Annotated in this window: 26 protein-coding genes; 5 read left to right on the top strand and 21 right to left on the bottom strand. The window is 57.6% G+C overall.

The window, feature by feature from the left end; genetic code table 11:
• Window positions 1–29 precede the first annotated feature (29 nt).
• The 7 genes from nusG to ACR0CZ_RS03670 form a co-directional block, all read right to left on the bottom strand.
• Complete coding sequence (gene nusG / locus ACR0CZ_RS03700; RefSeq protein WP_152459924.1) at window positions 30–563, bottom strand: transcription termination/antitermination protein NusG; 534 nt, start codon at window positions 561–563, stop codon at window positions 30–32.
• A gap of 192 nt (window positions 564–755) precedes the next feature.
• A complete protein-coding gene (gene secE / locus ACR0CZ_RS03695; RefSeq protein WP_170398600.1) occupies window positions 756–953 on the bottom strand; it encodes a preprotein translocase subunit SecE in 198 nt (65 codons plus the stop codon).
• Window positions 954–1,033: 80 nt separating this feature from the next.
• Window positions 1,034–1,192, bottom strand: coding sequence for a cbb3-type cytochrome oxidase assembly protein CcoS (gene ccoS / locus ACR0CZ_RS03690; protein ID WP_074737762.1), 159 nt, complete (start codon window positions 1,190–1,192; stop codon window positions 1,034–1,036).
• 5 nt (window positions 1,193–1,197) lie between these two features.
• Entirely contained in the window at window positions 1,198–3,375 is a 2,178-nt protein-coding gene (locus ACR0CZ_RS03685; protein ID WP_170398603.1) for a heavy metal translocating P-type ATPase, read from the bottom strand.
• A gap of 2 nt (window positions 3,376–3,377) precedes the next feature.
• The gene (locus tag ACR0CZ_RS03680) at window positions 3,378–3,836 is read right to left on the bottom strand and encodes a FixH family protein (protein WP_170398607.1); all 459 of its coding nucleotides are present in this window, start codon (window positions 3,834–3,836) and stop codon (window positions 3,378–3,380) included.
• Between the two features lie 2 nt (window positions 3,837–3,838).
• A complete protein-coding gene (gene ccoG, locus ACR0CZ_RS03675; protein ID WP_170398610.1) occupies window positions 3,839–5,266 on the bottom strand; it encodes a cytochrome c oxidase accessory protein CcoG in 1,428 nt (475 codons plus the stop codon).
• Between the two features lie 111 nt (window positions 5,267–5,377).
• Entirely contained in the window at window positions 5,378–6,256 is an 879-nt protein-coding gene (locus ACR0CZ_RS03670) for a LysR family transcriptional regulator (protein WP_170398614.1), read from the bottom strand.
• Between the two features lie 101 nt (window positions 6,257–6,357).
• On the opposite strand from ACR0CZ_RS03670, the gene ACR0CZ_RS03665 reads away from it, so the two are divergent.
• The gene (locus ACR0CZ_RS03665) at window positions 6,358–6,516 is read left to right on the top strand and encodes a hypothetical protein (protein WP_170398617.1); all 159 of its coding nucleotides are present in this window, start codon (window positions 6,358–6,360) and stop codon (window positions 6,514–6,516) included.
• Between the two features lie 151 nt (window positions 6,517–6,667).
• On the opposite strand, the gene ccoP is transcribed toward ACR0CZ_RS03665, so the two are convergent.
• Genes ccoP through ccoN form a run of 4 tightly spaced genes read right to left on the bottom strand, consistent with a single transcriptional unit; the run spans window position 6,668 to window position 10,102 of the window.
• Window positions 6,668–7,531 carry a cytochrome-c oxidase, cbb3-type subunit III gene (gene ccoP, locus ACR0CZ_RS03660; protein WP_170398621.1) on the bottom strand — a complete coding sequence of 288 codons (864 nt, stop codon included), beginning with the start codon at window positions 7,529–7,531 and terminating at the stop codon, window positions 6,668–6,670.
• On the bottom strand, window positions 7,528–7,740 hold the full coding sequence (locus ACR0CZ_RS03655) for a cbb3-type cytochrome c oxidase subunit 3 (RefSeq protein ID WP_170398624.1): 213 nt from the start codon (window positions 7,738–7,740) through the stop codon (window positions 7,528–7,530). The genes ccoP and ACR0CZ_RS03655 overlap by 4 nt, the downstream gene beginning before the upstream one ends.
• An 11-nt stretch (window positions 7,741–7,751) precedes the next feature.
• Window positions 7,752–8,480 carry a cytochrome-c oxidase, cbb3-type subunit II gene (gene ccoO, locus ACR0CZ_RS03650; RefSeq protein ID WP_170398627.1) on the bottom strand — a complete coding sequence of 243 codons (729 nt, stop codon included), beginning with the start codon at window positions 8,478–8,480 and terminating at the stop codon, window positions 7,752–7,754.
• A gap of 14 nt (window positions 8,481–8,494) precedes the next feature.
• The gene (gene ccoN, locus ACR0CZ_RS03645; protein WP_170398630.1) at window positions 8,495–10,102 is read right to left on the bottom strand and encodes a cytochrome-c oxidase, cbb3-type subunit I; all 1,608 of its coding nucleotides are present in this window, start codon (window positions 10,100–10,102) and stop codon (window positions 8,495–8,497) included.
• Between the two features lie 192 nt (window positions 10,103–10,294).
• Here ccoN and ACR0CZ_RS03640 point away from each other — a divergent pair, with 192 nt between their 5' ends.
• Window positions 10,295–11,134: a universal stress protein gene (locus ACR0CZ_RS03640; protein WP_170398633.1), complete on the top strand. Its 840-nt coding sequence runs from the start codon at window positions 10,295–10,297 to the stop codon at window positions 11,132–11,134.
• A gap of 42 nt (window positions 11,135–11,176) precedes the next feature.
• Here the strand turns inward: ACR0CZ_RS03640 and ACR0CZ_RS03635 are convergent, their stop codons facing one another.
• Both ACR0CZ_RS03635 and fnrL read right to left on the bottom strand, forming a co-directional pair.
• Entirely contained in the window at window positions 11,177–11,431 is a 255-nt protein-coding gene (locus tag ACR0CZ_RS03635) for a GlsB/YeaQ/YmgE family stress response membrane protein (RefSeq protein WP_170398637.1), read from the bottom strand.
• Between the two features lie 39 nt (window positions 11,432–11,470).
• On the bottom strand, window positions 11,471–12,214 hold the full coding sequence (fnrL, locus tag ACR0CZ_RS03630) for a transcriptional regulator FnrL (protein ID WP_170398639.1): 744 nt from the start codon (window positions 12,212–12,214) through the stop codon (window positions 11,471–11,473).
• A gap of 61 nt (window positions 12,215–12,275) precedes the next feature.
• On the opposite strand from fnrL, the gene hemN reads away from it, so the two are divergent.
• Together hemN and ACR0CZ_RS03620 are read left to right on the top strand one after the other, a co-directional pair.
• Window positions 12,276–13,631, top strand: coding sequence for an oxygen-independent coproporphyrinogen III oxidase (gene hemN, locus ACR0CZ_RS03625; RefSeq protein ID WP_170398643.1), 1,356 nt, complete (start codon window positions 12,276–12,278; stop codon window positions 13,629–13,631).
• 213 nt (window positions 13,632–13,844) lie between these two features.
• A complete protein-coding gene (locus ACR0CZ_RS03620; protein ID WP_170398646.1) occupies window positions 13,845–15,770 on the top strand; it encodes an elongation factor G in 1,926 nt (641 codons plus the stop codon).
• Between the two features lie 22 nt (window positions 15,771–15,792).
• On the opposite strand, the gene ACR0CZ_RS03615 is transcribed toward ACR0CZ_RS03620, so the two are convergent.
• The 5 genes from ACR0CZ_RS03615 to ACR0CZ_RS03595 form a co-directional block, all read right to left on the bottom strand.
• Complete coding sequence (locus ACR0CZ_RS03615) at window positions 15,793–17,370, bottom strand: ABC transporter ATP-binding protein (RefSeq protein ID WP_170398649.1); 1,578 nt, start codon at window positions 17,368–17,370, stop codon at window positions 15,793–15,795.
• The gene (locus tag ACR0CZ_RS03610; RefSeq protein ID WP_170398652.1) at window positions 17,367–18,473 is read right to left on the bottom strand and encodes an ABC transporter permease; all 1,107 of its coding nucleotides are present in this window, start codon (window positions 18,471–18,473) and stop codon (window positions 17,367–17,369) included. The genes ACR0CZ_RS03615 and ACR0CZ_RS03610 overlap by 4 nt, the downstream gene beginning before the upstream one ends.
• A complete protein-coding gene (locus tag ACR0CZ_RS03605) occupies window positions 18,474–19,568 on the bottom strand; it encodes a microcin C ABC transporter permease YejB (RefSeq protein WP_170398655.1) in 1,095 nt (364 codons plus the stop codon).
• Window position 19,569: 1 nt separating this feature from the next.
• Window positions 19,570–21,480, bottom strand: a complete 1,911-nt coding sequence (locus ACR0CZ_RS03600; protein ID WP_170398657.1) for an extracellular solute-binding protein — start codon at window positions 21,478–21,480, stop codon at window positions 19,570–19,572.
• A gap of 174 nt (window positions 21,481–21,654) precedes the next feature.
• On the bottom strand, window positions 21,655–22,164 hold the full coding sequence (locus ACR0CZ_RS03595) for a c-type cytochrome (protein ID WP_170398660.1): 510 nt from the start codon (window positions 22,162–22,164) through the stop codon (window positions 21,655–21,657).
• A 121-nt stretch (window positions 22,165–22,285) separates the two neighbouring features.
• On the opposite strand from ACR0CZ_RS03595, the gene ACR0CZ_RS03590 reads away from it, so the two are divergent.
• Window positions 22,286–23,119 carry a prephenate dehydratase gene (locus ACR0CZ_RS03590; protein ID WP_480537076.1) on the top strand — a complete coding sequence of 278 codons (834 nt, stop codon included), beginning with the start codon at window positions 22,286–22,288 and terminating at the stop codon, window positions 23,117–23,119.
• Between the two features lie 116 nt (window positions 23,120–23,235).
• On the opposite strand, the gene ACR0CZ_RS03585 is transcribed toward ACR0CZ_RS03590, so the two are convergent.
• From ACR0CZ_RS03585 to nudC, 3 genes are read right to left on the bottom strand one after another with little or no spacing between them, the layout of a single operon-like run.
• Window positions 23,236–23,733: a GNAT family N-acetyltransferase gene (locus tag ACR0CZ_RS03585; RefSeq protein WP_170398666.1), complete on the bottom strand. Its 498-nt coding sequence runs from the start codon at window positions 23,731–23,733 to the stop codon at window positions 23,236–23,238.
• A gap of 14 nt (window positions 23,734–23,747) precedes the next feature.
• On the bottom strand, window positions 23,748–24,215 hold the full coding sequence (locus ACR0CZ_RS03580; protein WP_170398669.1) for an SRPBCC family protein: 468 nt from the start codon (window positions 24,213–24,215) through the stop codon (window positions 23,748–23,750).
• 39 nt (window positions 24,216–24,254) lie between these two features.
• The gene (gene nudC, locus ACR0CZ_RS03575) at window positions 24,255–25,238 is read right to left on the bottom strand and encodes an NAD(+) diphosphatase (RefSeq protein WP_170398672.1); all 984 of its coding nucleotides are present in this window, start codon (window positions 25,236–25,238) and stop codon (window positions 24,255–24,257) included.
• Window positions 25,239–25,389 lie beyond the last annotated feature (151 nt).

Genomic DNA, 25,389 nt, shown 5'->3' with positions numbered 1-25,389 from the left:
ACCCCAAACGATGGTTCGATGGAAACCAATCAGCTCTGCTTGGTGACCTGCGTAAAGTCCAGCTCGACCGGTGTTTCGCGGCCAAAGATCGAAACCGAAACTTTCAGTTTCTGGTTCTCGTCGTCCACACCTTCGACCATGCCGTCGAAATCCTCGAACGGGCCGTCGTTGACCTTGACCTTCTCGCCGACCTCGAAGCTGATCATCAGCTTGGGCGCTTCTTCACCTTCCTGAACGCGGTTGAGGATCTGGTTCACCTCGGCATCGCGCATCGGCATCGGGCGGCCCTGGGGGCCCAGGAAGCCGGTAACGCGATTGATCGAGTTGATCAGGTGATAGCCCTGATCCGACATTTCCATGTGTACCAGCACGTAACCCGGCATAAAGCGACGTTCGGTGGTGACCTTCTTGCCCCGGCGCACTTCGATCACCTCTTCGGTGGGCACCAGTACCTCGTCGATATCGTCTTCAAGGCCCTGCTCAGCCACCGACGTGCGGATCTGCTCTGCGATCTTCTTTTCGAAATTCGAAAGAACGCTGACCGAATACCACCGTTTCGCCATGAACCTGTCGTCCTTGTTTGCCTTTGGGCTGCGACGCATCGCGCCCTTCGTTGAAATCCTATTGCGTCACCCGGAATAAAAAGCGGCGCGCAGCCCGATTCGCCGCACGCCCATTCCGAATAGTCATGTCACCTACTCTGACATCGCAAGCTGTGCAAGGGGGCAGTCGCGTTTCGGCTTGCCCAAACCGGCTTAGCTGAACGCGCCGAGTACCAGTTGCAGACCGCCGCGAATGCCCAGATCAACCAGCGCAAAGAACACAGCCGTCAGCGCAGCCATGATGAACACCATGACCGTGGTCAACAGAACCTCACGACGGGTCGGCCAGACGACCTTTGCGACTTCGGCGCGGACCTGCTGAATGAACTGGATCGGGTTTAAGGTTGCCATGAGGCTACAATCTCTCTTCTAGCGGATGGGCCGGACATAGCCGGGCATTGCGGCAATTTCAAGGGCTGTTGACGCCTCTGTCAGGGCTTGGGCTTGTCATCCCATTCGTCGCTGAGGATACGGCGCGCATCGCCTTCCGGATCCTCATACTGGTTCGAGCGGACCGTGTAGATAAACGCAACCAAGCCAACCCCGCCCAAAAGCAGGGAAATCGGGATCAGATAGGCAAGCACTTCCATCAGAGTTACCTCAGCCGCAAGGCGTTCAACGACACGGTAATCGACGAGGTCGACATCGCCAATGCCGCAATAAGGGGTGTCGCCAACCCGGCAACGGCCAGCGGGACCGCGATGATGTTATAGACAGTGGCGATCCGGAAATTCTCGCGAATCCGACGGGTCGCCCTGACGGCTGTATCGCAAGCCTCAGCGATTGGGGACAGATCATTGCCCAGTAGCACGATATCCGACGCTACCCGCGCGGCATCCAAGGCGCTGGCCGGAGAAATCGACACATGCGCCGCCGCCAATGCCGCCGTATCGTTCAGCCCATCGCCGACCATCAGAACGTGCCGACCCTGATCACTCAGCTGCTGCACCTTGGCGGCTTTGTCTTGAGGCAAGGCCTGGGCGATCCAGTTCTCAATGCCAAGCTTGCCCGCCAAGGCCTGAACCGCGCCTTGCGTATCGCCGGAAATCAGGATGACGTCTTTGCCAGCAGCGCGGAAAGCCGCAATCGCCTCGGCAGCGCCTGCGCGCAGACTGTCGGTAAAAGTAAAGCGCGATGGCGTCTGCGATCCAATTGCGAGCCAGGCTGCGGTCTGCTCACCATCTTCGCCGCCGACCCAGGCCGCTCGACCCAGCCGGACCTGCTGATCACGGTAAACGCCCTCAGTGCCATATCCCGGCACCTCAACAACATCGTGCAACTTGGCAGGCTTGATCCCGGCCTCACGCGCAGCCTTTGCAAGGGCAAGAGACAAGGGGTGCGAAGACGCTTCGGCCAATGCCAGAGCCACTTGCAAATCGGTACGCGAATGATCACCAAGGTTGGTCAACTCAGGCGCACCGGATGTGAGGGTTCCGGTCTTGTCGAACACCACCGTATCCACTTCGGCCAACCGTTCTAACGCGGTCGCGTGTTTGATCAGCATGCCACTGCGGAACAATCGGCCTGATGCTGCAGTGGTTACCGCCGGCACTGCCAAGCCCAGCGCGCAGGGACATGTGATGATCAAAACCGCCGCAGCGATATTCAGCGCCGTCCGGATATCGCCCGAATAAATATACCATCCTAAGAAGCTGAGCGCGGAGAGTATATGCACCCCCGGTGCATAAAGCTTGGCGGCTTTGTCCGCCAGAGAGGTATACCGTGACCGGCCCGATTCAGCGATGGCTACCAGATCCGCCATACGGTGCAGCGAGGTATCTTCCCCGACTGCCGTCGCACGGATGGTCAGAGGGCCGGTCAGGTTAACCTCACCTGCACTGACGTTCAGCCCGGCCTCGGCAAAGACCGGGAGGGTTTCCCCGGTCAGCAGCGACCGGTCCAACTCGGACTGGCCCGAGATGATTTCGCCATCCACTGGCATACGCCCTCCGGGGCGAACCAGAATCAGATCACCCACGTTAAGGCTCGCCACAGCCACTTCCGCTTCGGTCCCATCCACTAGCCGGATGGCGCGCGGGACCTCCAGCGCGGTTAGTTCTTCGGCAGCCGAACGTGCCGCGGCACGGGTGCGATAGTCCAAATACCTGCCCGCTAGCAGGAAGAATGTCAGGGTCAAAGCCGCGTCGAAATAAGCATGTTCACCGCTGAGTGCAGTTTCCCAAAGCGACGTGACCAGAGCTAGCAGTATCGCCAAAACAATCGGCACATCCATATTCAACCGGCGTACGCGCAGCGCGCTCCAGGCGTTGGAAAAGAAAGGCTGGGCCGAGAACGCAATTGCAGGCAGCGCAATCGCCGCAGATATCCAGTGGAACATGTCGCGCGTCGCATCGGTGGCGCCGGACCAGACCGACACCGATAACAGCATCACGTTCATCGAAGCAAAACCCGCCACTGCCAGCCGCATCAGCAGATCGCGCCCGGCCTTATCGGTTTGCGTAGCCGAAAGCGCACCCGGATCCAGTTCGTGGGCTTCAAAGCCAGCGCGCTCCAGCACCGGGATCAGATCGGCGGCGCGCGTATCCGGTGCCGCCTTGATCATCGCGCGTTTCAGCGTGAGATTGACCCGCGCGTCTTCAACGCCGGGATGGGCATTCAACTCACGCTCGACCGTAGAGATGCAGGCCGAGCAGTGGATGCCCGGCAGCGACAGCGCGATCTGCACATCCTCTGGGATTGGCCGCGCCGCTTCTGCCGGGGCTGCGATGCAGCCAGGACAGGCTGCCCGAGATGGGGTGGCTTGCGCAACCATCTCTAACCTTTCACATACAGGGGCACACGTTGCGCGAACTCGGCACCATCTTTTGCTTTGGCCACAAGGCGAATGTTCCAGTTCCCTTTGCCCAGGGCAGCCGGAGCGGCATAGGCGATGCCATCAAAAGTAAAGTCCGGCGAGAAGTCTTCCTTCACATGGGTGGCGCGCCCCACCACGGCCTGCAGATCTGCCACTTCAACAGGGGAACCGGTCTGATCGGTTATGTATAGCACCAGCAGCCCTCCGGTCAGCTCGGCCTTGATGTTCCAACCCAGGGCCTGCTGTTCCTTCAAACGTTCATTGAACTCCTGGCTGGCTACATAAGAGTTCTTCACCTCAAGCCCCGGAAAGGTCTTGATTGCACTATAAGCCAAGACGAGGTTCACCGTGATGATCACGCCAAAGGCCGCGACAAATACCGCCAATGCGTGTTTGCCTGTGAATTGACGTTCTGCCATTCTCAGCTTCCTCGTCCGTTGAAACTGGTATCCTTGTAGGCCCGCTCACCACTTTCCAGATCTTCGACCCAGATGCGAACCGATGTGCTGTCAGCCGCCGCAGGGGCAGTACCCTGCGGAGCGGTGATATAGACGCGGGTCAATTGTGCCGTATCTGCAGTGACATTAACAGTCTCGCCTTCAACACCTTCGATTTCAATCTGCAGCGATGGATCGCCCGCAATCGTCAGTTTGAATGGCCGATCCTCGCCATGTTTGTTGCGCAGGCGTACATCATAGGTGTTACGGATCGTGCCATCTGAAAGGGTAACGAAAGTCGGGTTCCGCACCGGCGCAACCGTCAAATCGATATCCGAACGAATGAACAGCGCAAAGAGCAATGCAAATCCGACCAGTGACCATAGCGCCGTGTACAGGATCGTGCGCGGACGCAGGATGTGTTTCCAAACGTTTTTGGGTGGCTGACCTTCGCGTTCGCGGGCCTCATCACTCAGCGCCATATAATCGATCAGACCACGGGGCTTGCCTATCTTGGCCATCATGTCATCGCAGGCGTCGATGCAAAGCGCACAGGTAATGCATTCCAGTTGCTGACCGTCTCGAATGTCGATCCCTACCGGACAGACATTGACGCAAGCCATACAATCGATGCAATCGCCCAGCTCGCTGTCAGCCGTACGTTTGCCTTTGCCGCGTGGTTCACCCCGCCATTCGCGATATCCGACGACCAGGGTATCCTCGTCCATCATCGCGGCCTGAATGCGCGGCCATGGGCAGGCATAGATGCAGATTTGTTCGCGTGCAAAGCCACCGAAGAAAAATGTGGTGCCGGTCAGAATCAGCATCGTCGTATAGGCCACTGGATGCGCGTTTCCGGTGACCAGATCACGCGCCAGAGTTGGTGCATCCGCAAAATAGAAAACCCAGGCGCCACCAGTTGCGAGCCCGATGAAGAACCAAGCGACCCACTTGGTCAGGCGCAGCCGCGCCTTGCGGAAATCCAGCTTTTTCTGCCTGTGCAGACGCAGGCGCGCATTACGGTCGCCCTCGATCCAGCGCTCGACAAGGATATACAGGTCCGTCCAAACCGTCTGCGGGCAGGCATACCCGCACCAGACCCGCCCAAGCGCCGAGGTGAACAGGAACAGACCCAATCCTGCCATGATCAGCAGCCCAGCGACAAAATAGAACTCGTGCGGCCAAATCTCGATCCAGAAGAAATAGAAGCGGCGGTTCGCCAGATCCAGAAGAACGGCCTGATCCGGAAGGCTTGGACCGCGATCCCACCTGATCCAAGGCGTCACATAGTAAATGCCCAGCGTCACCGCCATGATGATCCATTTCAAATTGCGAAACGGGCCGGACACACGTCTCGGGAAAATCGGCTCTCTGGCGGCGTAGAGACTGGGGGTGGGATTGGAATCGCTCACAGGCTGGCTCCGCAACTGGCTATTCTGAGTGTGTGTTCTTCCAGATCACGAGGCAAGGGACTTTGACATGGGTCAAAACGCGCATCGCGCAGACACCTTTAGACGCGTGAATTACTGCTGGCTTCGCGCTTCGCGCCTCAGCCAGTTGATGAAGATTTTTACGGATCGCCTAAGAGCTTGTTTTTGCGTAACTATATAATACCCGCGCATATCCGGCTCTGCGAACAGTTCGACGATGCGGCCCGCTTTGATGTCCGCTTCGACGAATTGTCGCACAGTGACGGTGACCCCTTGTCCAGACCGCAAACCATCCAGCAGCAGGTTACCGGGAAGCTGCGTACGCCCCGCGCCGCGTTCGGGTCCGACACCTCGCTCAGTCAGCCATTTTGTCCCCTCAGTCGTGCCAATTTCCTCAAGCCACGGCAACTGCGCAAGTTCTGCCGGGGACCAATCGGTCTTGTTACCCAATAGTGTGGGTGAGGCGACGATGACCATCGGCGTCTGCAACAACATCTCACACTCCACCCCCGGCCAACCGCCGGCGCCATAACGGATCGCTACATCCACGCCACCCGGTTGCAGCTCGACCACCTCAAAGGTTGGATCTAGGATCAGGTTTACGTCGGGATGCGTCGCGCGGAAACTCGGCAGTCGCGGCATCAGCCAAGATGCAGCGAAGGAAGACGTCAGCGACACATGAACCGGGCGGTCCCGAGCCGAGCGAGCCAGATCACCCACAGCAGCCTCGATCGCACCAAATCCAAGCTGCAGGGCACGGGCCAGATGTTCACCTTCCGCGGTAAGTGTCAGCGCTTTGCCCGTTCGGTCCAGCAGAGCCGCGCCCAGATGTTTCTCGAGCGCGCGAAGCTGCTGGCTGATTGCAGCGTGGCTAACATTGAGCGCAGCACCGGCCTCGACAACACTTCGCTTCTCAGCGAAGGCTGCAAAAGCCCTGAGAGAGGCCAACGGTGGCAGTGATAGCCAGTCCATATGTAAACCCTACTTACACATTGGAATGGTAATTGAGTCGCATTCGGCGTGCGAAAGGTCAATCTTAAAGCTCAGAAACAACTCTGCACAGGAGGGAAACCATGCTGACCGTATTCGCCAGATCTTTTTTGAACGCGACACGCATCAATACGCCTCACATCTACGATGCGCCAAAGCCGGGCCGTCGCAAGCGGCGCTGGCTGCCCGAACATCATTGGTGGAGAGAAAACCCGCGCGATGTAAATCTGAACGATCTTTGATACTGGTTTGAATGCCGTATCTGGACCGGCAGAGATTGCAGCCCTATTGTTTGAAAATCGGCACCGGCTGTTCTGGAAACGCGCGAACAGATGGAACAGCCGGTGCCTAGACCTTCGGGCGGGAGACCGCCCGGAGGTGTTCTTTTAACCCTTACTGACCACCACCCAACTGATGAACATACGCCGTCACGGCGCGGATTTGCGCGTCGGTCAGGCGATTTTCCCATGGGGGCATCACGCCAAAGCGGCTGTAGGTGACCGTCTCGGTCAGGGCCTCTTGGCTGCCGCCGTAAAGCCAGATCGCATCGGTCAGATTCGGCGCACCTTGGGAAACGTCGCCTTTGCCGTCATCACCGTGGCAAGCCGCGCAGTTGTCTTCGAACACAACCTTGCCTGCCTGCGCCGCCGCGTCATCGGTCTGGGCGTTGGTCAGGGACATGACGTATTGAACCACTTGAGTGATCTCATCCTTTTCGAGGATCTCACCAAAGGCCGGCATCTCGGAATAGCGCGCGTCGTCGCTTTCCTCGTTCCGGATGCCATAGGCGATGGTGTACTCGATATCCTCAAGCGAGCCGCCCCACAGCCAGGCGTCATCCAGCAGGTTCGGGAAACCCGGCGCACCCTGCGCGCCCGATCCGTGGCACTGCGCGCACCAGGTTCGGAACACAGCGCCACCAGAGTTAACTGCGTATTGTTGCAGCTCCGCGTCGGCCGAGATTTCTTCCAGCGGTGTTTCCACCAACTTGGCATTCCACGGCGCATTCGCTTCTTCGAACGCGACCATTTCCTGCTGCACCAGCTCGCGCGAGGACCAACCCAGTACACCGGCGGTTGCCGATTGAACCAAGGGCCATGCGGGGTACATGATCGTGTAGATCACGCCCCAAATGATGGTCGCGTAAAAGGTCCAAAGCCACCAGCGTGGCATCGGATTATCGAATTCCTCGATTCCGTCCCAGCTGTGACCCGTGGTGTTAGGATCGCCCGGCTGTTTTTCAGGTGTCTTACTCATTGCCGCGCCTCCTTGGATGTGGCGGGTTTGTCGTCGCCCCGACGGGGCGCTGGGGCATCAGCGTGCCGGAACGGGATGTTGGCGGTGTCCTTGTATTCCTTGCTGGCACCAGGGCGGAAAACCCAGATGATGATGCCAATAAAAAACGAGAACAGGAGCAGCAACATCCAGCTATCCGCGAACTGCCTTAGAATTGTGTATAGTTCCATCACACCCTCCTTTAACGGCTTGCGTCCGGGGTGAAAGTCGAGAAATCGACCAGCGTGCCCAGCATCTGGAGGTAAGCAACCAACGCATCCATTTCAGTCAGCTCGGGCTGACCGTCAAAGTTACGCACATTGACCTTGTCGCCATAGCGTTCCAACAATCCATCATAATCGCTGTCCGGATCGGCCTGCGCCCGAAAATCGGCCTGCGCCTGTTCAAGCATCTCGTCGGTATACGGGGTGCCGACCACGGCATTTGCCGCCATGATGTCACCGATATACTTGCCGTCTAGCTTACGATCCTCAAGGAAGCCGTATTTCGGCATCACCGATTCCGGCACCACCGATTGTGGATCGCGCAGGTGGTCCACCTGCCATTGATCCGAATACCGGCCACCGACGCGGGCAATATCCGGCCCGGTGCGTTTGGATCCCCATTGGAACGGATGATCATACATGGATTCAGCCGCCAGCGAGTAGTGGCCATAACGTTCAACCTCATCCCGCATCGGGCGGATCATCTGGCTGTGGCAAACATAGCAGCCTTCGCGCAGATAAACCTCACGCCCCGCCAGTTCGAGAGGGGTGTAAGGGCGCATACCCTCCACCTTCTCGATGGTGTTCTCAAGATAGAACAGGGGCGCGATCTGTACGATGCCACCGATGGTCACGACCAGAAAGCTGAAGATCAGCAGGAGGGTCGCGTTGGTCTCGAGGATCTTGTGTTTGTCGAGAATTGCCATTGCTCCGGCCCTCCTTATTCAGCCGGGACCGCGACGGTCAGGCTGGCCTCTTTGGCCGGCGCTTTCCGTACAGTCATCCACAGGTTGTAGCACATGATCAGCGAGCCAGCGACGAACATCACGCCACCCAGCGCACGCACCACATACATCGGGAACTTCGCGGCAACGGTGTCAGCGAACGAATTCACCAAGAAGCCATTGGCGTCCACTTCACGCCACATCAGGCCTTCCATGATACCGGTGACCCACATCGACGCCGCGTAGAGAACGATGCCAATGGTGGCGAGCCAAAAGTGCCAGCTGACCAGCTGCAGCGAGTACAGACGCTCACGCTTCCACAGAACAGGGACTAGGAAGTAAAGAGCACCAAAGGTGATCATACCGTTCCAGCCCAGCGCGCCCGAATGTACGTGACCAATAGTCCAGTCGGTATAGTGGCTGAGGCTGTTCACAGCGCGGATCGACATCATCGGACCCTCGAACGTGGACATGCCGTAAAAGCCGACCGAAATCACCATCATCCGGATCACTGGGTCAGTGCGTAGTTTGTCCCATGCACCCGACAGGGTCATCAGACCGTTTATCATACCACCCCACGAAGGCATCCATAGGATCACCGAGAATACCATGCCAAGGGTCGAGGCCCAATCAGGCAGCGCGGTATAGTGCAGGTGGTGCGGGCCGGCCCAGATATACAGGAAGATCAGCGCCCAGAAGTGGATGATCGACAGCTTGTAGCTGAATACTGGACGCTCAGCCTGTTTCGGGATGAAGTAGTACATCATACCCAGGAAACCGGCAGTCAGGAAGAAGCCCACGGCGTTGTGGCCATACCACCACTGGATCATGGCATCCTGAACACCAGACCAGACGATGACCGATTTCGATCCCCAGATGCTGACCGGGATGGTCATGTTGTTGACCAGGTGCAGCATGGCGACAGTCACGATAAAGGCCAGATAGAACCAGTTTGCCACGTAGATGTGCGGCTCTTTCCGCTTGATGATCGTGCCCAGATAAACAGCCAGATAGGCAACCCAGACAACGGTCAGCCACAGGTCAACGTACCATTCAGGTTCGGCATATTCTTTCGACTGCGTTCCACCAAGTATATAACCGGTTGCCGCAAGCACGATGAACAGCTGATAGCCCCAGAACACGAACCATGCCAGGTTTCCACCCCAAAGTCGCGCAGCGCTGGTGCGCTGTACGACATAGAACGAAGTTGCGATCAACGCGTTACCGCCAAAGGCAAAGATAACCGCCGATGTATGCAAAGGCCGCAGACGCCCGAAATTAAGATAGCCCTGCGCCCATTCGAAGTTCAGCGCCGGAAAGGCTAGCTGGAACGCAATAAAAGTCCCTGCCAGGAACCCGACTACCCCCCAGAATGCGGTTGCGATCACGCCGTAGCGGATCACGTCATCCATATACTCACCAGAGCGGTCGACGAGGATATCTGGCTCTTCCGTGTTTCTAAGCGTCCAGATGAACAGACCGCCGGCGATCAACATCACCAGAATCGCGTGCACCTGATACGCCAAATCCCGTGCGTAGTTAGAGCCGATGGCTGCGAACAGCACCACCAGCCCAAGCACGATCAGCTTGATGTAATTTGACATATTGCGTCCCTTTGCCATGCCTCGCGCGATTCTTCGTGTCACGCGAAACCTTTTTGACTGCATGCTGTAATGCAGCGAGGTCGCCTTTGACGCTTTGATCTGCATCAAGACAAGCCCCTGTTTTCTGTGAGAGGTATTTTGCAGAAACAGACACGCGCTGGCAACGGACAGCGCCGGAAACATGAGGTCGACATGGCATTTAAATCTCTTCTTACGGTCATGACGGAAACCAAGCTTTCTCAGAACGCACTGGCACAAATGGTGGCATTGGCAGAAGGGCAGGACGCCCATGTCGAAGCGTTGTGTCTTGGCGTCGATCGCAGTCAGACCGGTTATTATTATGCCGGTGCAAACGCTTTGATCCTGCAGGAGACCCTGAGCCGCGCCAATGCCGAGGCGGACGAGATACTCGCCTACGCTCAGGATTATCTGGGTAAGTCGGGCGTGCGCTGGTCCGCTGAAAACGGGGTAGCTCAGATCGCTGATCTCGGGCGACATGTCGCACGCCGCGCACGCTTTTCGGATCTCGTGGTATTGCCCCGACCTTATGGAAAAGACCGCGACGCAGAAGCGGAACCCATCGTCGAGGCCGCCATGTTCGAAGGCCATTCGCCGGTGCTATTGGTGCCCGATGATAACAAACCGATTTCGGCCCCTAAAACCGTCATGGTGGGCTGGAACGAAAGCGTCGAAGCGATGCGCGCCATCCGTCGCGCGTTGCCATTCTTGAAGCAGGCCGAACTCACACGGATTGTTGTGATTGATCCACCGCGTCATGGGCCGGATCGATCGGACCCGGGCGGTCTGCTATCTCAGATGCTGGCGCGACATGGGGTGAAGTGCGAAATCGACGTGCTCAGCAAGACCATGACGCGCGTCTCGGACATCCTCAATCGCCACGCTGCCGATACCGAGGCCGATATGATCGTTATGGGGGCCTATGGCCATTCGCGCTTTCGCGAGGCCATTTTGGGCGGTGCGACCCGCAATATGCTGGAGCAATCAGAAATCCCCGTGTTTCTGGCTCACTGACGACGCCAACAAACGCAAAAGCCGCCCGTCTCTGGTGCGGCTTTATGTCTTGCGGATCAGGCCGATCAGGAACAGCAGGATCACCGCGCCGATAGTGGCAAAGAAGATCGAAGAGATGAGCCCTCCGCCAACCGCAAAGCCCAGAGCTGGAAAGATCGTGCCTGCCAGAAACGCACCGACAATCCCGACTATAATATTCCCGATCAGGCCGAACCCACGCCCTTCCATGATTTTTCCCGAAAGCCAGCCAGCAATCGCGCCGATGAACAGCATGGCGAGTAAACCGCTAAATTCCATAAGGGACTCCCAATTGTTCGAGGGCGGCGGGCTGAGGCATCAGACCAGAAATCCGCCATCGGTATCGTCGCCCGCCTCTTCCATTAGGCGCCCCATATCGGGGATTGTTACATGGCGTTTACCTGCCAGAGTAATGACCTGATCTTTCTTCAAGGCGGAAATCTGCCGGCTGACAGTTTCCAGGGTCAGCCCAAGATAGTCGGCCATCGCCTCGCGCGTCAGTGGCAGGTCAAAGACAATCGGAGCTACCATTCCGGCTTGATGAATCGATGCGTCCCGGCGCGCGATGATCGAAAGCAGGCTGGCAATCTTTTCCCGCGCCGTCTTGCGCCCAAGCACCAGCATCCACTCACGGGCCGCATCCAATTCGTCCAGCGTCATTTCCAGCAGACGCTGCGAGATGTGCGGCGTCGTGATCATCATGTCCTCGAACGGCTTTTTGCGGAAACAACACATCATCAGATCGGTGGTCGCCACCACGTCGTATGGCGCGTTGTCTCGTCCAGGGCGACCCACGAAATCGCTGGGCAGCAGCAGGCCGACCATTTGCCTGCGCCCATCCTCCATCGTCTGTGTCAAAGACGCGATTCCCGACACGACCGAGCCGACAAAATTCATCGGATCGCCGGACCAGATGATTGTCTGCCCCGCCTCAAAGCTGCGGTAGTACTTGATGTTCTCAAGCTCTTCCAGCTCGTCCTTTTCGCAATGCGCGCACACCGCACGATGCCGGATCGGGCATTCTGCGCAATTGGTGTGGTCGAATTGGGCCTTGAGTGTCATTCGCGCTTCCATTTGATTTCGGTCAAAGTACCCTGGGCCCTCCAGCTATAGTCATATCTTTATGACACTGAAACCTCAACTGGCACGGCTTGGACTTTTTGACGCGAAAGTACCGCGTTACACAAGCTATCCCACCGCACCCCACTTCAGCAATGACGTCGGGGCTGATCTGTTTAGCGACTGGATTTCCGGGATTGCTCCGGGCAGTTCAATCTCGCTTTACATCCACGTACCCTTCTGCCGTCGGCTGTGCTGGTTTTGCGCCTGCCGGACACAAGGCACCCAGACGGATAACCCGGTCATCGCCTATGTCGACGTGCTAAAGGCCGAGCTGGATTTGCTGGCGGCACGCCTGCCAGAGGGTGTTACATTGTCGCGGCTGCACTGGGGCGGCGGCACGCCGACGCTGTTGAATGCAGACCTGATGCGGGATCTGGCCGCGCGAATCCTTGAGATTGTGCCTTTAGGCCCAGACGCCGAGTTTTCCGTCGAGATCGATCCGAATGAGATCGACGAAGCCCGGCTGGATGCACTGGCCGAAGCCGGGATGAACCGCGCATCGATCGGTGTTCAGGATTTTGACGACGAAATCCAGAAAACCATCGGTCGCATTCAAAGCTATGACACCACCCGCGAAGCAGCCGAGATGATCCGAGCGCGTGGTATATCCAGCCTGAATGCGGACATCCTTTATGGCCTGCCCCACCAGACCAAGGCGCGCATGACCGAAAGTGTGCAAAAGCTGTTGTCGCTGAACCCTGACCGGGTCGCACTCTATGGCTACGCGCATGTGCCGTGGATGGCCAAGCGCCAGCAGTTGATTCCATCAGATGCCCTGCCCACACCGGAACAGCGACTGGAACTTTTTGAAACCGCCCGGCGACTGTTCCTATGGGACAATTATGCCGAGATCGGGATTGACCACTTCGCGACGCAGGACGATGGGCTGACCCATGCGCTGCGCGCTGGTCGATTGAAACGGAATTTCCAAGGCTACACGGACGATCAGGCCCCAATCCTGATTGGCTTGGGTGCCAGCTCGATCTCACGCTTCCCGCAAGGATATGCGCAGAACGCACCGGCAACCTCGGCTCACACGAAGGCCATTCGCGAAGGGCGGTTCTCGACGTCGCGCGGGCATTTGTTCAAAGGTCAGGATGTTCTACGGTCGCGTCTGATCGAAGCATTGATGTGCGATTTCCAAATCAACTCGGCCGAGATTCTGCGCGATTATGACATTTCAACTGCGGAACTGCAGCAAATGTACGCAACAGCAAACGCGGCCTTCGACGGGTTGCTACGCGTGGATGAAAACGGATTGTTCATACCGCCCGAAGCACGTGCGCTGACCCGCATGATCGCGCGCAGCTTTGACACGTATGATCTGAGTAAGGCTGGGCATAGTTCCGCGATCTGAACACTCTTCGGCAGGTCGTTTTTCGCGACCTTCCCTTACAAACCGGCACGGGGGCTTGACGCATGCCTTCGGTTTTCTCCACACTCAAGGGGTGGAGAGATCCACCTCTTCACAGCCTGAGGCAGGCAAACGCAGACAGTTCTTGCCGACGCGCATGCGTTCGACAGCCCTTTTCGTGCAGCCATACTGCAACCTGAAAGAGGGACAGCACTCATGCGCGTTTTCACCGTCCTCGGCCCCAGCCAATCGGGCAAATCCACCTTGGTCGAAGCGATCAGCCGCCTCGACGGGCGGCCCACCACATTCGATGTTGCCGGAACCGTGCATCTGCACGGTTTTTCTTATTTAAACGAACCGTGGTGCGCGGTGGACGTGGACGGAGGCGGCGATGCGCTAGCCTATGTCGGCCCGGCCATGGCGATCTCGGACGCAGCAGTTGTGGTTGTCCCACCCGATCCGGATGCCGCCGTTCTGTGTGCCCCGTATCTAAGGTTGGTCGAAGAGGCGGGCATTCCCTGCTTCTTGTTCATCAACCGCATGGACAGCCCCAATGGCCGCATCCGCGACATCGTTGCTGCGCTGCAGACCTATTGCACCCACCACATCGCTCTGCGGCAGGTGCCGATCCGGGACGGAGACACCATTATCGGCGCAGTCGATCTGATCTCGGAGCGCGCCTGGAAGTATCAGGAGGGGCAGCCCTCGGCCCTGATCGAGCTACCGCAATCAGCGGAAGACCGCGAACAGGAAGCACGCACCGAGTTGTTGGAGACCCTATCGGATTTCGATGACAATCTGCTGGAGCAACTGATTGAGGACAAACAGCCCCCAAGCGACGAGGTCTACGAGCTGGCCGCACAGGTCTTGCAGAACCATCAGCTTATCCCGGCCTGCCTCGGTGCCGCGAGCCATGGCAACGGTCTGACCCGTTTGATGAAAGCGCTGCGTCATGAAGCACCGGAATTCAACATTGCAGCTGACCGGGATGAGGCCGAAGAAAACGCCCGTGCCATTGCCGGCTTTGCGGATGTGAAGAAGCATATCGGCAAGATCACCGTTTTGCGCGGTCTGGGCGACGGCGTGAAAGCACATGAATCCCTTGGCGGCGAAACTGTTGGAAACCTGACAACCTTGGACGCCAAGACCCAGATCAGCGTGCTTGAAGCCGGACATATTGGCCTTGCTGTCAAATCCGACCACCTTAATCCTGGCTTCATCTATGACAGCGCGGCGGCAACGCCGTTGCCGGAATGGGCCTCATCCCATCCTGCCGCGCATCGTCAGGTCGTATCGCCTGCGCATGAGCGAGACGACGTGCGCCTGTCGAATGCGTTGACCCGGCTGGTTGAGATCGACCCCGGCCTGCATCTGGAGCAAGACGAGCTGAGCGGTCATTCCATTCTGGGCTCACAAGGTCCGCAGCATATGCGGCGCGTGACCGCCAAACTCGCCGAGGATTTTGGCATCGAGATCGAGGCCGAGGCCGCCGGAACCGCCTATCGCGAAACCATTCGCACAAAGGTCGATCATCGCCATCGCCACCGCAAGCAATCCGGCGGTGCGGGGCAGTTTGCCGATGTGGTCATATCCATCGCTCCGCTGCCGCGCGGCTCGGGGTTCCAGTTCGAGGAAGTGGTGAAAGGCGGGGCCGTGCCCCGGAACTACATTCCTTCGGTTGAACATGGGGCCAAGGACGCACTGGTTGAGGGGCCTGAAGGTTTCCCTGTGGTGGACGTCAAGGTGACGCTCAGCGACGGCAAACACCATAACGTGGATAGTTCCGACTATGCTTTCCGCACCGCTGGCAAGAATGCCGTGCGCGAAGCGCTACCCGAGGCGAAACCCGTCGTCCTGCAACCTATCCTGAACGCCGAAATCCATCTGCCCTCAACCTTCGTCGGCGATCTTGTCCCGACGATCAGCTCGCTGCAGGGGCAGGTTCTTGGGTTTGAAGGCAACCCCAACGCCTCAGGCTGGGAAATATTCAATGCGACACTCCCCGCCGTGGCCGAGGATGAACTGCACCGCACACTTGCCAGTGCTACCCGCGGGACCGGTTGGGTCAAACTACAATTCGATCACTATGAAGAGCTACGCGGCCCCGTTCCCGCGTCAGCCAAAAACAAGGAAATAGCCTGACATCAAAGGCGCGGGCTGCGTATCAGCCCGCTGCCGCGATCAGTTCGCGCGTGTAATCGGTCTGGGCGTGTTCGAACAAATCTTCGGCAGCGCCCATCTCGACGACATCGCCGTTTCGCATGACGATTACGTTATGTGACATCGCGCGCACGACCTTCAGGTCGTGGCTGATAAACAGGTAGGCCAGCCCGTATTTCCTTTGCAGGTCACGCAGCAGGTCAACGATCTGCACCTGCACGGTCATGTCCAGCGCACTTGTAGGCTCGTCCAGAACCAGCAGCTTGGGCCGCAACACCATGGCGCGGGCGATGGCGATCCGCTGGCGTTGCCCGCCGGAAAACTCATGCGGATAGCGGTCCATCGCAGAGGGGTCCAATCCGACCTCGTTCATCACTTCGGCCACCAGATCGCGCGGGGCGCGATGAGGATCGACCTTATGGATGGCCAACCCCTCGGCGATGATCTGCATGCAGGTCATCCGCGGGCTGAGGCTGCCGAACGGATCCTGAAATACGATCTGCATGTCCTTGCGCAATCGCCGCAACTCGCGCGTTGACCAGCGGCGCACATTCTGGTCGCGGAAAGTGATCCCGCCCTCGGACGCGATCAGACGCATGATCGCCAGCGCCAGCGTCGTCTTGCCCGAGCCGCTCTCCCCCACGATCCCAAGCGTTTCCCCGGCACGGACGCTGAGGGTCGCGTCGTTGACGGCCTTCACATAGCCTACGGTCCGTTTCAGGAAACCGCGCTGGATCGGGAACCAGACTTTCAGGTGATCGGTGCGGGCTACCTCTTCGGCATCCGGGGCCACCGGGTCGGGGTGCCCGGACGGCTCGGCCTCCAGAAGCTTGCGAGTATAGGGGTGTTGCGGGTTGTCGAAAATCTCCGTTGTCACTCCGGCTTCGACGATTTCACCGTCCTTCATCACGCAAACCCGGTCGGCGATGCGGCGGACGATGCCAAGGTCATGGGTGATGAACAACATCCCCATGTTCTCGGACTTTTGCAGTTCGGCCAGCAACTCCAGAATCTGCGCCTGGATGGTGACGTCCAGCGCCGTTGTCGGCTCATCCGCGATTAAAATGTCCGGCTTGTTCGCCAACGCCATCGCGATCATCACGCGTTGACGCTGCCCGCCGGACAACTGGTGCGGATAGCTGTCGAGCCGTTCCTCGGGGTCTCGGATGCCGACCTTGGTCAGCAGTTCTACAATCCGTTCCCGCGCCTCATCGCCGGTAACGCCCTGATGCAGAGCCAGCGATTCCGCCATCTGTTTCTGGATCGTGTGCAGCGGGTTGAGCGAGGTCATCGGCTCCTGAAAGATGAAACTAATGTCGTTGCCGCGCACGTCCATCAACCTGTCTTCGGACGCGCCGATCATCTCTTGCCCTTCATAAGTGACCGAGCCTTCGACAATTGCGCTATCACCCAGCAGCGACACAGTGCTCAACGCCGTCACGGATTTGCCCGAGCCGGATTCGCCCACCAAAGCCACCGTTTCACCCCGGTCGACGGTAAAGGACACGCCTTTGACTGCCGCACTCACCTGCCCGTCCTGCCGAAACGAGACCTTGAGGTTGTTCACATCCAAAAGGCTCATGAGAAGGTCTTTCTGGGATCAAACGCATCGCGGACGCCTTCAAAAATGAAGACCAACAGCGACAGCATGATGGCAAAGGTGAAGAAGGCAGTGAAGGCCAACCACGGTGCCTGAAGGTTCTGTTTCGCCTGCAAAGTCAACTCTCCAAGCGACGGTGCTGAAGACGGCAAACCGAAGCCAAGGAAATCCAGCGAAGCCAGCCCACCGATGGTTCCAGTCACGATGAACGGCATGAAGGTCAGCGTGGCGACCATCGCATTAGGCAGCATGTGGCGAAACATGATCGTCATGTTACCCACGCCCAGCGCCCGCGCGGCACGGACATACTCCAAATTTCGTGCCCGCAGGAATTCAGCGCGCACGACGCCCACCAGTCCGGTCCAACTGAACAGGATCATCAGAATCACCAAGAGCCAGAAACTTCGCCCAAGAATCGCGAACATGATGATAATGACATAAAGCGAGGGTGTCGCCGACCAGATCTCGATAATACGTTGGAAGATCAGATCCAGCCAACCGCCAAAGAACCCCTGAATGGCCCCAGCAAAAATGCCGATCAAACTGGCCACACCGGTGACGAGTAAAGTGAACAGGATCGACAGGCGGAAGCCATAGATGACACGAGCTAGCACATCTCGCTTGGTGTCGTCAGTGCCGAGCAGATTCTGACCATTGGGCGGCAGCGGTGCAGCGCCCGGGCGGTCCACGCTGGTGTTGAAGGAATACGGGATTGGAGGCCAGATGGCCCAGCCTCGCTCAAACCCATCCGCTTCGAACGTGCCCGCCTTGATTTCGTCGATAATACCTTCGGGGTCGTCGAAGCACTGATCCAATCCGCCGCTATCGATCAGGCACATGACCTCGGGGTCGCGATAGATCGCCTCGGTCTGGAAATCACCGCCGAACTCAGTCTCGGCGTAAAAGTTGAAGACAGGCGTGTAGATTTCACCCCGGTACTTTACCAGGATCGGTTTGTCGTTGGCGATGAACTCGGCAAACAGCGATAGGCCGAACAACACCGAGAAGATGATCAGCGACCAGAACGCCCTGCCATTGCGCCGGAAGTTGCGCCAACGGCGCTGATTGAGAGGGGAGAGTGCCATTTACCCCTCCCGCTTTTCGAAATCGATACGCGGGTCAACGAGCACATACATCAGATCGCTGATAATGCCGACGACCAGCCCCATCAGGCCAAATATGAAAAGCGTACCAAAAATTACCGGATAGTCGCGCGCCACTGCGGCCTCAAAGCCCAGACGCCCAAGACCATCGAGCGAGAAAATGGTTTCAATGATGATCGATCCACCGAAGAACACACCAATGAATACAGCAGGGAAACCTGCAATCACGATCAGCATCGCGTTGCGGAAGACATGACCATACAGCACCTTACTTTCACTCAAACCCTTGGCGCGAGCGGTCATCACGTACTGCTTCTTGATCTCATCCAGAAACGAGTTCTTGGTCAGCAGCGTCAGCGTTGCAAAGGCCGAGATGGTCAGCGCGATTATCGGCAAAGCGATGTGCCAGAAATAGTCAGTAATCTTCCCAAACAGGCTGAGGCTGTCCCAGTTGTCCGAGGTCAAACCCCGTAGCGGGAAAATCTGCCAGTAAGAGCCACCGGCGAACAACACCAGCAGCAGAATGGCAAACAGGAAACCGGGGATCGCATAGGCCACGATGATCGCACCGCTGGTCCAAGTATCAAAGCTCGACCCGTCCTTGATCGCCTTGCGGATACCTAGCGGGATCGAGACCAGATAGGCGATCAGCGTCGACCACAGACCCAGCGAAATAGACACCGGCATCTTTTCCAGCACCAGATCAATCACACTGATCGAGCGGAAATAGCTCTCGCCAAAATCCAGCGTCAGGTAGTTGCCCATCATGCCTAGAAAGCGTTCCAGTGGCGGTTTGTCGAAGCCAAACTCTTTTTCCAGTTCAGCAATGAATTCGGGCGGAAGGCCACGCGCACCGACGTATTTGTCATCAAAGGCACCACCTGCGGGCTCGGCCCCGGCTCCGGCATCGCCACCACCAGCGAACCCAGCAAAGACGTCGCCCTGCCCTTCGATCTGCGCGATGATCTGTTCAATGGGACCACCGGGCACGAACTGCACCAGCGTGAAGTTGACGATCATGATGCCCAGAAGGGTCGGAATGACCAGCAACAGGCGTCTTAGGATATAGGCGCCCATGTTATCGCAGCGCGCCTTTGGCTTTCAGGTCAGCCTCTTTCTCGGGGTTGATCCACCACAGATCGAGATACCCAAGCGAGAATGGAGGCAGGTTTTCAGGGTATTCGTACATGTCGTAATAAGCCGTCCAGTAATCCGCCACATACCCATCGGGAATGACGAAGAACTCATAACGCAAGACACGATCCAACGCCATCAGCGCAGCATCCTGTTCCGCCTGATTTGTCGTGTCGAATGACGCTTCGATCACAGCGTCAACAAGTGGGCTGGCAAGACCGGCAGGGTTGAACAAGCTAAACGCGGCTTCTTCCGATCCGTACATCTGACTGAGACCCCCGCCGGTCGACAGGAACGAGCCATAGCGGTTCGAATATACCATATCATAATCACGCTCACGCCGCCGCAGGGTGAATTGAGAAGGATCTACCTTCTCGGCCGAAGCATCCACACCGATCGACTGCAGGTTCTGCACATAGGTCTCGATCATGGTGGCGGTCGAGGTTGGAATGCTCGACGCATACGGAATATTGACCTTCAGCGTCTGCCCATCGGCATTGCGGCGCAGATTGCCGTCGCCGACGGGCCAACCAGCCTCGTCCAGCAGTTTCGAGGCTTGCCGCAAATTGCGACGGTCGTTCAACCGAGCTGGATTGGATTCGTGGACGACAAGCGCAGGCTCGCTGAACACCTCGGCCGGAACCACGTCACCCAGCGTTTCCAGAAACGCCAGTTCGGCACCCTCCGGCACGCCTGTCGCTTCAAGATGTGTCCCCTGCACGAATGAACTGCGCGGTGCGTTCAGACCGAACATCAGCGATTCATTTGCCCATTCGAAATTGAACGCCAGCGCCAGCGCTTTACGCACATTCTTGTCGGCAAATTGAGGCTTGCCCAGATTGAAAACGAAACCCGACGGCGTCGGCGGGCTACCATCCACGATCTCGTCCTGCACGACAAACCCTTCGCTGAGTTTCGGGAAATCGTAACTAGAGGCCCAGAGCTTGGGGTCACTTTCGATACGCATCGTGTATTCGCCCGCCTTGAACCCTTCGAAGGCGGCGGTTTGATCCGCGAAATACTCGATCCGGATAGTGTCGTAATTGTTGCGGCCTATGTTGATCGGCAGATCCTTGCCCCAATAATCGTCGCGACGCTTGTAGACAATACGGCGGTTGATGTCATAGCTGTCCAGTTTGTAAGGACCTGAACCAACGGCGACCTCCAGCCGCGGTTCGTCCAGACGACGGCTTTCATCGGCCTCGAACCAGGCTTTTGAAAATACCGGGGTCGACCCGACGGTTTCGATCAACCCGCGCCGGGTGACATCCGGACTAAAAGTAAATTTTACAGTGTGGTCATCCAGAGCTTCAGCCCCTGTAACCATGCGCCCGACGGCTTGCGCATAAGACGGCAAACCCTGCTCAATGAACAAACGATGACTATAGACGACGTCTTCGGCAGTCACAGGGGTGCCATCCCAGAACATAGCTTCGGGGCGCAGATTGAAGATCACATAATTGCGCCCTTCGTCATATTCCATACTTTCCGCAACAACCCCATAATACTGCCCGACACTGTCCGCGGTACTTTCGATCAGCGGGTCATATTGAAGCGTAGTCAAAGCCCCTGCCCGCCCCTTGCGCGAATAAGGGTTCAGGGAATCAAACGTACCTGAGCCCGCCAAAGACAGCTCTCCGCCCTTTGGTGCGTCTGGGTTGACGTAGTTCAAGTACGGATAGTCGGCCGGATAATCCAGATTTCCGAAATAGGAATACCCGTGGCTGCGCGTGACGCCCTCTTCATTGGCACGGGCAGGATCGCTGCTGCCCAGAACCAGTGTCGCCGAAATCCCCAAAGCCGCAGCCCAAGCGTGAATTCCGGTAAAGCGCATCTGGGGCAGAAGGGGTTTCATCAGGCTCGTCCTCTGAATTTCTGTCATCTTCATTGTCGTGCCCGCCAGCTAAAGGTCCAGCACTGTCAGTTGCAAGTTTAGAATGCGTGAACGCTTTGTGAAGTTCTTCTCAGACAAAAAATAAAGCCGCTGCGCAAGGCAGCGGCTTTAAATCCTGCAAATCTGATCAACAGATCAGTTGCCGATGGTCTGCAGATACGCAATCAGATCGGCGCGTTCTTGTGGTTTTTTCAGGCCAGCAAAGCTCATCGAAGTGCCCGAGATATAGGCGCTTGGGCGTTCCAGGAACGCGTCCAGGGCTTCGGGTGTCCAGTTGCCACCATGCGCCTGCATCGAGGCCGAATAACCGGTAAAGCCTTTAGCTGAGGCAACCGGGCGATCTACGACACCGTAAAGGTAAGGACCTGTACCATTGGCGCCGTCTTCCAGTTTGTGGCAAGCGGTGCACTTGCGGAATACGCGCGCGCCTTTTTCCGGATCGGCTGCAGCCAACATATCTTCAAAGACTACTTCTTCGCCGTCCGCGCTTTCGCCCGAGCTTTCGGTTTCGATAATGTAAGCAGCTTCGGCAAGATGGCTGTCAGAGCTATAGAGGACATCCGCCCCCCATTTTGCCAGAAGCAACACCAGGAAGGTGCCAAACAAGCCGGCTGCGGCTTTGGTAACTGTCATCGTGTCGAACATTTTGATCGCGTGTCCATTTCAGCTGTCTGCGGGGTGTCTAAGGCTTCCCCTGAGAAGACGCAAGGTATAGACACCGCGACTAAACGCCCAATTCAAGAACTTGTTGCACGGAAACGACCAAATGACCAATCGCATAGCATTTCAGGGAGAACCCGGCGCATACAGTCACGAAGCCTGCCGGAACGCGCGACCGGATATGGACGCCCTGCCCTGCCGCACTTTCGAAGATGTGATCGAATCAGTGCGCTCAGGTGAGGCTGATCTGGCCATGCTACCGGTGGAAAATACCACCTATGGTCGTGTGGCCGATATTCACCGCCTGCTTCCGCACAGCGGGTTGCACATCATCGACGAAGCATTTGTGCGCGTGCACATCAACCTGTTGGGCGTACCGGGCGCGACTCTGGAGGATATCACTGAGGCGCATTCCCACCTCGTCTTGCTACCACAATGCGCAGGTTTCCTGAAGCAACACGGAATTCGTGGCAGGGTCAGCCCGGATAATGCTCGTGCCGCACGCGAGGTCGCCGAGATCGGCGACAAACACTCCGCAGCGTTAGCCAGTGAGCTGGCAGGTGAGATTTACGGCCTCAACGTTTTGGCCCGTCACATTGAAGATCAGGGCGACAACACGACCCGTTTTCTGGTGATGTCTCGTGAGGCCGACGAATCGCGCCGTGGTGATCACGGCATGATCACAAGTTTTGTCTTTCAGGTGCGTAACATCCCGGCAGCGCTGTACAAAGCGATGGGCGGATTTGCCACCAACGGAATCAACATGACTAAGCTGGAAAGCTATATGGTCGACGGGTCCTTCACCGCGACCCAGTTCTATGCCGATATCGTGGGTCATCCAGACGATCGAAATGTGCAACTGGCGATGGATGAGCTTGAGCATTTTACCACCAACGTAGAAGTCCTCGGCGTTTATCCGGCGGCGCAACCCCGTGGATAGTGCGGGTAATTGGCTCGCCCCTTCAAAGGAACGGCCTGGATAGGCGGGGCAGCTACGCTTGCACCTTAGAACAGTGATTAGAGTCCTTCGGTGCGACATCCTGAAAGTGCGGCGGACTACGGGTTGGTCACTCCGGTCCCCATGCGATAGACCTTGCAAATCGCGCCATCCATCTGCCGGTACTCTCTGAATCCCATCGCCTCATAATAGCCAAGGCCGTCGAAATTATTGGCCCCGATCGTAGCATCGATAGCGGGCAATCCCTGCTGCCGAGCGGCTTGAAGAGAACGTTTGAACAACGCCCGACCGATACCACATCGCGCAGCGGACGGTTTGATATGCGTCCCAATGATGCCCCACCCGACCGCAACGCCATACGGGTTGTTTCGGGTGGCAAGCTTCAACGACTGGAAACCCAGTATTTGTCCGTCCGGCGCAACGGCAAGGCCACACTGAATCCGCTCAGGGTCGCAGATGCAATGCGTCAGTGCAAAGGCGCTGTCGGCGGGCTTGGTCCGCTTTCCAGCCGCTACAAGCGCTGTTAGCACACCAGACAAGCCATCCGCATCGGCTTCGACAGCGTCGCGTATGATCGGTCTCGTTAAAGTGCTCATCTACTTCTCGGTTGTCAGACACCATGGAGGTGTCGTTCCTCCATATCGCGCGCGAATTCGCTGAGACGGGTCTGGAACTGCCGCCTGAATCGGGATTGCCCTAACTTCAGGGATTGAAGCAATAGGCGGGCGGGCAGCGTTTTCGCACCCAGCGATGTTTCAACGCGCAGACGTGTCCGACGTTGGGAAAGCGCCAAAAGCTCGATCACCGTGTCGCCGTTCATTCCCTTGCTGCTGGACTGGAACCGCATCAAGGACGGGCGGTCGCATTCAGTCATCTCGATAATGATATGACGTGGCTTGCCACGTATCTTGAATTCGGTCTCCCAGCTTATTCCGGCCTGCGGCACAACCGACCCCGTGACCCGACGCACATCGACCCCGCGCCGCAAGGCTTTGCGTTCGAAGCGTTCAAAATCCGAGACCATGGTGAAGACCGTCTCGATTGGGACATCGATATCTTCCTGCGCTGAAAACTGCATGTTTGCTTTTCTCTGCCCTAGATTGGGTTCAGTTTCTCGTCAGTCCAACGTGTCTGCAAGCCAGTGTTGCAACAAAAAGTGCGCAATCGCACCTTTTCGGGCAGGCAACAGCTTAGGGTGATCCCCAGCGAAGGCCTGCATCATCTCGGTCCGTGTGACCCAGATCGCATCCTCGATCTCGACCGGATCGATCTGGATATCGCGCGATAACGCCTCGCCTGCGCATCCAAACATCAGGGATGCGGGAAAGGGCCAGGGTTGGCTTGCGAGATAGCTCACCGCACCCACGGGCACGCCGGCCTCTTCCATCACTTCGCGCCGCACAGCGGCTTCCAGCGTTTCACCGGGCTCAACAAAACCAGCCAAAAGCGAATACATGCCTTCAGGCCAGCCCGGAGAGCGCCCCATCAGCACTGAATTGCCATGTGTAATCAACATGATGACCACGGGATCGGTGCGCGGGAAATGCTGGCCGCCGCAGGCCGGGCAACTGCGCTGCCAACCACCCTGAGACATCTCGCTGCGGGCACCACATCGGGCACAGAATTGATGCGTTTCGTGCCAGCCGATCACCGCCTTGGCGGTTGCCGCAATCTCTGCGTCTCGTGGGTTGAGGCGTGTCATGATGCGGCGCAGCTCGGCAAAGACACACCCCTCGGGCAGATCAGGGTGCTGCTGTTCGCTGCGGTCGACAAAATCTCCGACACCGGATAAATCCAGCCCTTCAGCCGACCAGCCCGAGATGTCCATGGCAAAAAGCGGCGAACCATCCTCGGATTTTCCAAGGAAAATCGGTTGCTCGATCACACCGCCCGGGCCCTGTTCGAGAATCTTGTGCGTCATCGGAAGCCGGACGAGCCGGTCCAGTGCCTCACCCTCAACCAACAGTTTGCCGCGCCACAGCAACACACATGTTGCCAAAGGGTCACTATAAACCTGTGCCAGTTTGTCCGCGTCGCCGCGCAGCAAACCCGCCCGATCCAGTGCCGAGCCGCCAAATGTCACCTGTTCTGCGCGTTTCATGCCTGCCGTTCCTGACTGCCGCGCAAAGGGCTGCCACGTCTTACCTGATCGTGCAACGGGTATCGACCAAACATTTTTTGACCCTGCCGCGGAATGACCGCAGCATCGCCCCGGAAATTGCATTAAATCGACCTCATGGTGGAAACGTTGA

It is taken from the genome of Ruegeria sp. H9 (genome assembly GCF_056532915.1).
The sequence above is the reverse complement of the archived record's forward strand: the minus strand, read 5'-3'. Positions and strand labels throughout refer to the sequence as shown.

Coding starts and splice junctions, on each gene's coding strand:
- ACR0CZ_RS03665 (WP_170398617.1), top strand. CDS start 6,358: ATGCTGACCGTATTCGCCAGATCTTTTTTGAACGCGACACGCATCAAT.
- ACR0CZ_RS03615 (WP_170398649.1), bottom strand. CDS start 17,370: ATGAGCCTTTTGGATGTGAACAACCTCAAGGTCTCGTTTCGGCAGGAC.
- ACR0CZ_RS03605 (WP_170398655.1), bottom strand. CDS start 19,568: ATGGGCGCCTATATCCTAAGACGCCTGTTGCTGGTCATTCCGACCCTT.
- ACR0CZ_RS03595 (WP_170398660.1), bottom strand. CDS start 22,164: ATGTTCGACACGATGACAGTTACCAAAGCCGCAGCCGGCTTGTTTGGC.
- nusG (WP_152459924.1), bottom strand. CDS start 563: ATGGCGAAACGGTGGTATTCGGTCAGCGTTCTTTCGAATTTCGAAAAG.
- hemN (WP_170398643.1), top strand. CDS start 12,276: ATGACACTGAAACCTCAACTGGCACGGCTTGGACTTTTTGACGCGAAA.
- ACR0CZ_RS03610 (WP_170398652.1), bottom strand. CDS start 18,473: ATGGCACTCTCCCCTCTCAATCAGCGCCGTTGGCGCAACTTCCGGCGC.
- ccoO (WP_170398627.1), bottom strand. CDS start 8,480: ATGGCAATTCTCGACAAACACAAGATCCTCGAGACCAACGCGACCCTC.
- secE (WP_170398600.1), bottom strand. CDS start 953: ATGGCAACCTTAAACCCGATCCAGTTCATTCAGCAGGTCCGCGCCGAA.
- ACR0CZ_RS03600 (WP_170398657.1), bottom strand. CDS start 21,480: ATGAAACCCCTTCTGCCCCAGATGCGCTTTACCGGAATTCACGCTTGG.
- ccoN (WP_170398630.1), bottom strand. CDS start 10,102: ATGTCAAATTACATCAAGCTGATCGTGCTTGGGCTGGTGGTGCTGTTC.
- ACR0CZ_RS03655 (WP_170398624.1), bottom strand. CDS start 7,740: ATGGAACTATACACAATTCTAAGGCAGTTCGCGGATAGCTGGATGTTG.
- ACR0CZ_RS03580 (WP_170398669.1), bottom strand. CDS start 24,215: ATGCAGTTTTCAGCGCAGGAAGATATCGATGTCCCAATCGAGACGGTC.
- ACR0CZ_RS03640 (WP_170398633.1), top strand. CDS start 10,295: ATGGCATTTAAATCTCTTCTTACGGTCATGACGGAAACCAAGCTTTCT.
- ACR0CZ_RS03620 (WP_170398646.1), top strand. CDS start 13,845: ATGCGCGTTTTCACCGTCCTCGGCCCCAGCCAATCGGGCAAATCCACC.
- nudC (WP_170398672.1), bottom strand. CDS start 25,238: ATGAAACGCGCAGAACAGGTGACATTTGGCGGCTCGGCACTGGATCGG.
- ACR0CZ_RS03680 (WP_170398607.1), bottom strand. CDS start 3,836: ATGGCAGAACGTCAATTCACAGGCAAACACGCATTGGCGGTATTTGTC.
- ACR0CZ_RS03685 (WP_170398603.1), bottom strand. CDS start 3,375: ATGGTTGCGCAAGCCACCCCATCTCGGGCAGCCTGTCCTGGCTGCATC.
- ccoP (WP_170398621.1), bottom strand. CDS start 7,531: ATGAGTAAGACACCTGAAAAACAGCCGGGCGATCCTAACACCACGGGT.
- ACR0CZ_RS03585 (WP_170398666.1), bottom strand. CDS start 23,733: ATGAGCACTTTAACGAGACCGATCATACGCGACGCTGTCGAAGCCGAT.
- ACR0CZ_RS03635 (WP_170398637.1), bottom strand. CDS start 11,431: ATGGAATTTAGCGGTTTACTCGCCATGCTGTTCATCGGCGCGATTGCT.
- fnrL (WP_170398639.1), bottom strand. CDS start 12,214: ATGACACTCAAGGCCCAATTCGACCACACCAATTGCGCAGAATGCCCG.
- ACR0CZ_RS03670 (WP_170398614.1), bottom strand. CDS start 6,256: ATGGACTGGCTATCACTGCCACCGTTGGCCTCTCTCAGGGCTTTTGCA.
- ACR0CZ_RS03590 (WP_480537076.1), top strand. CDS start 22,286: ATGACCAATCGCATAGCATTTCAGGGAGAACCCGGCGCATACAGTCAC.
- ccoS (WP_074737762.1), bottom strand. CDS start 1,192: ATGGAAGTGCTTGCCTATCTGATCCCGATTTCCCTGCTTTTGGGCGGG.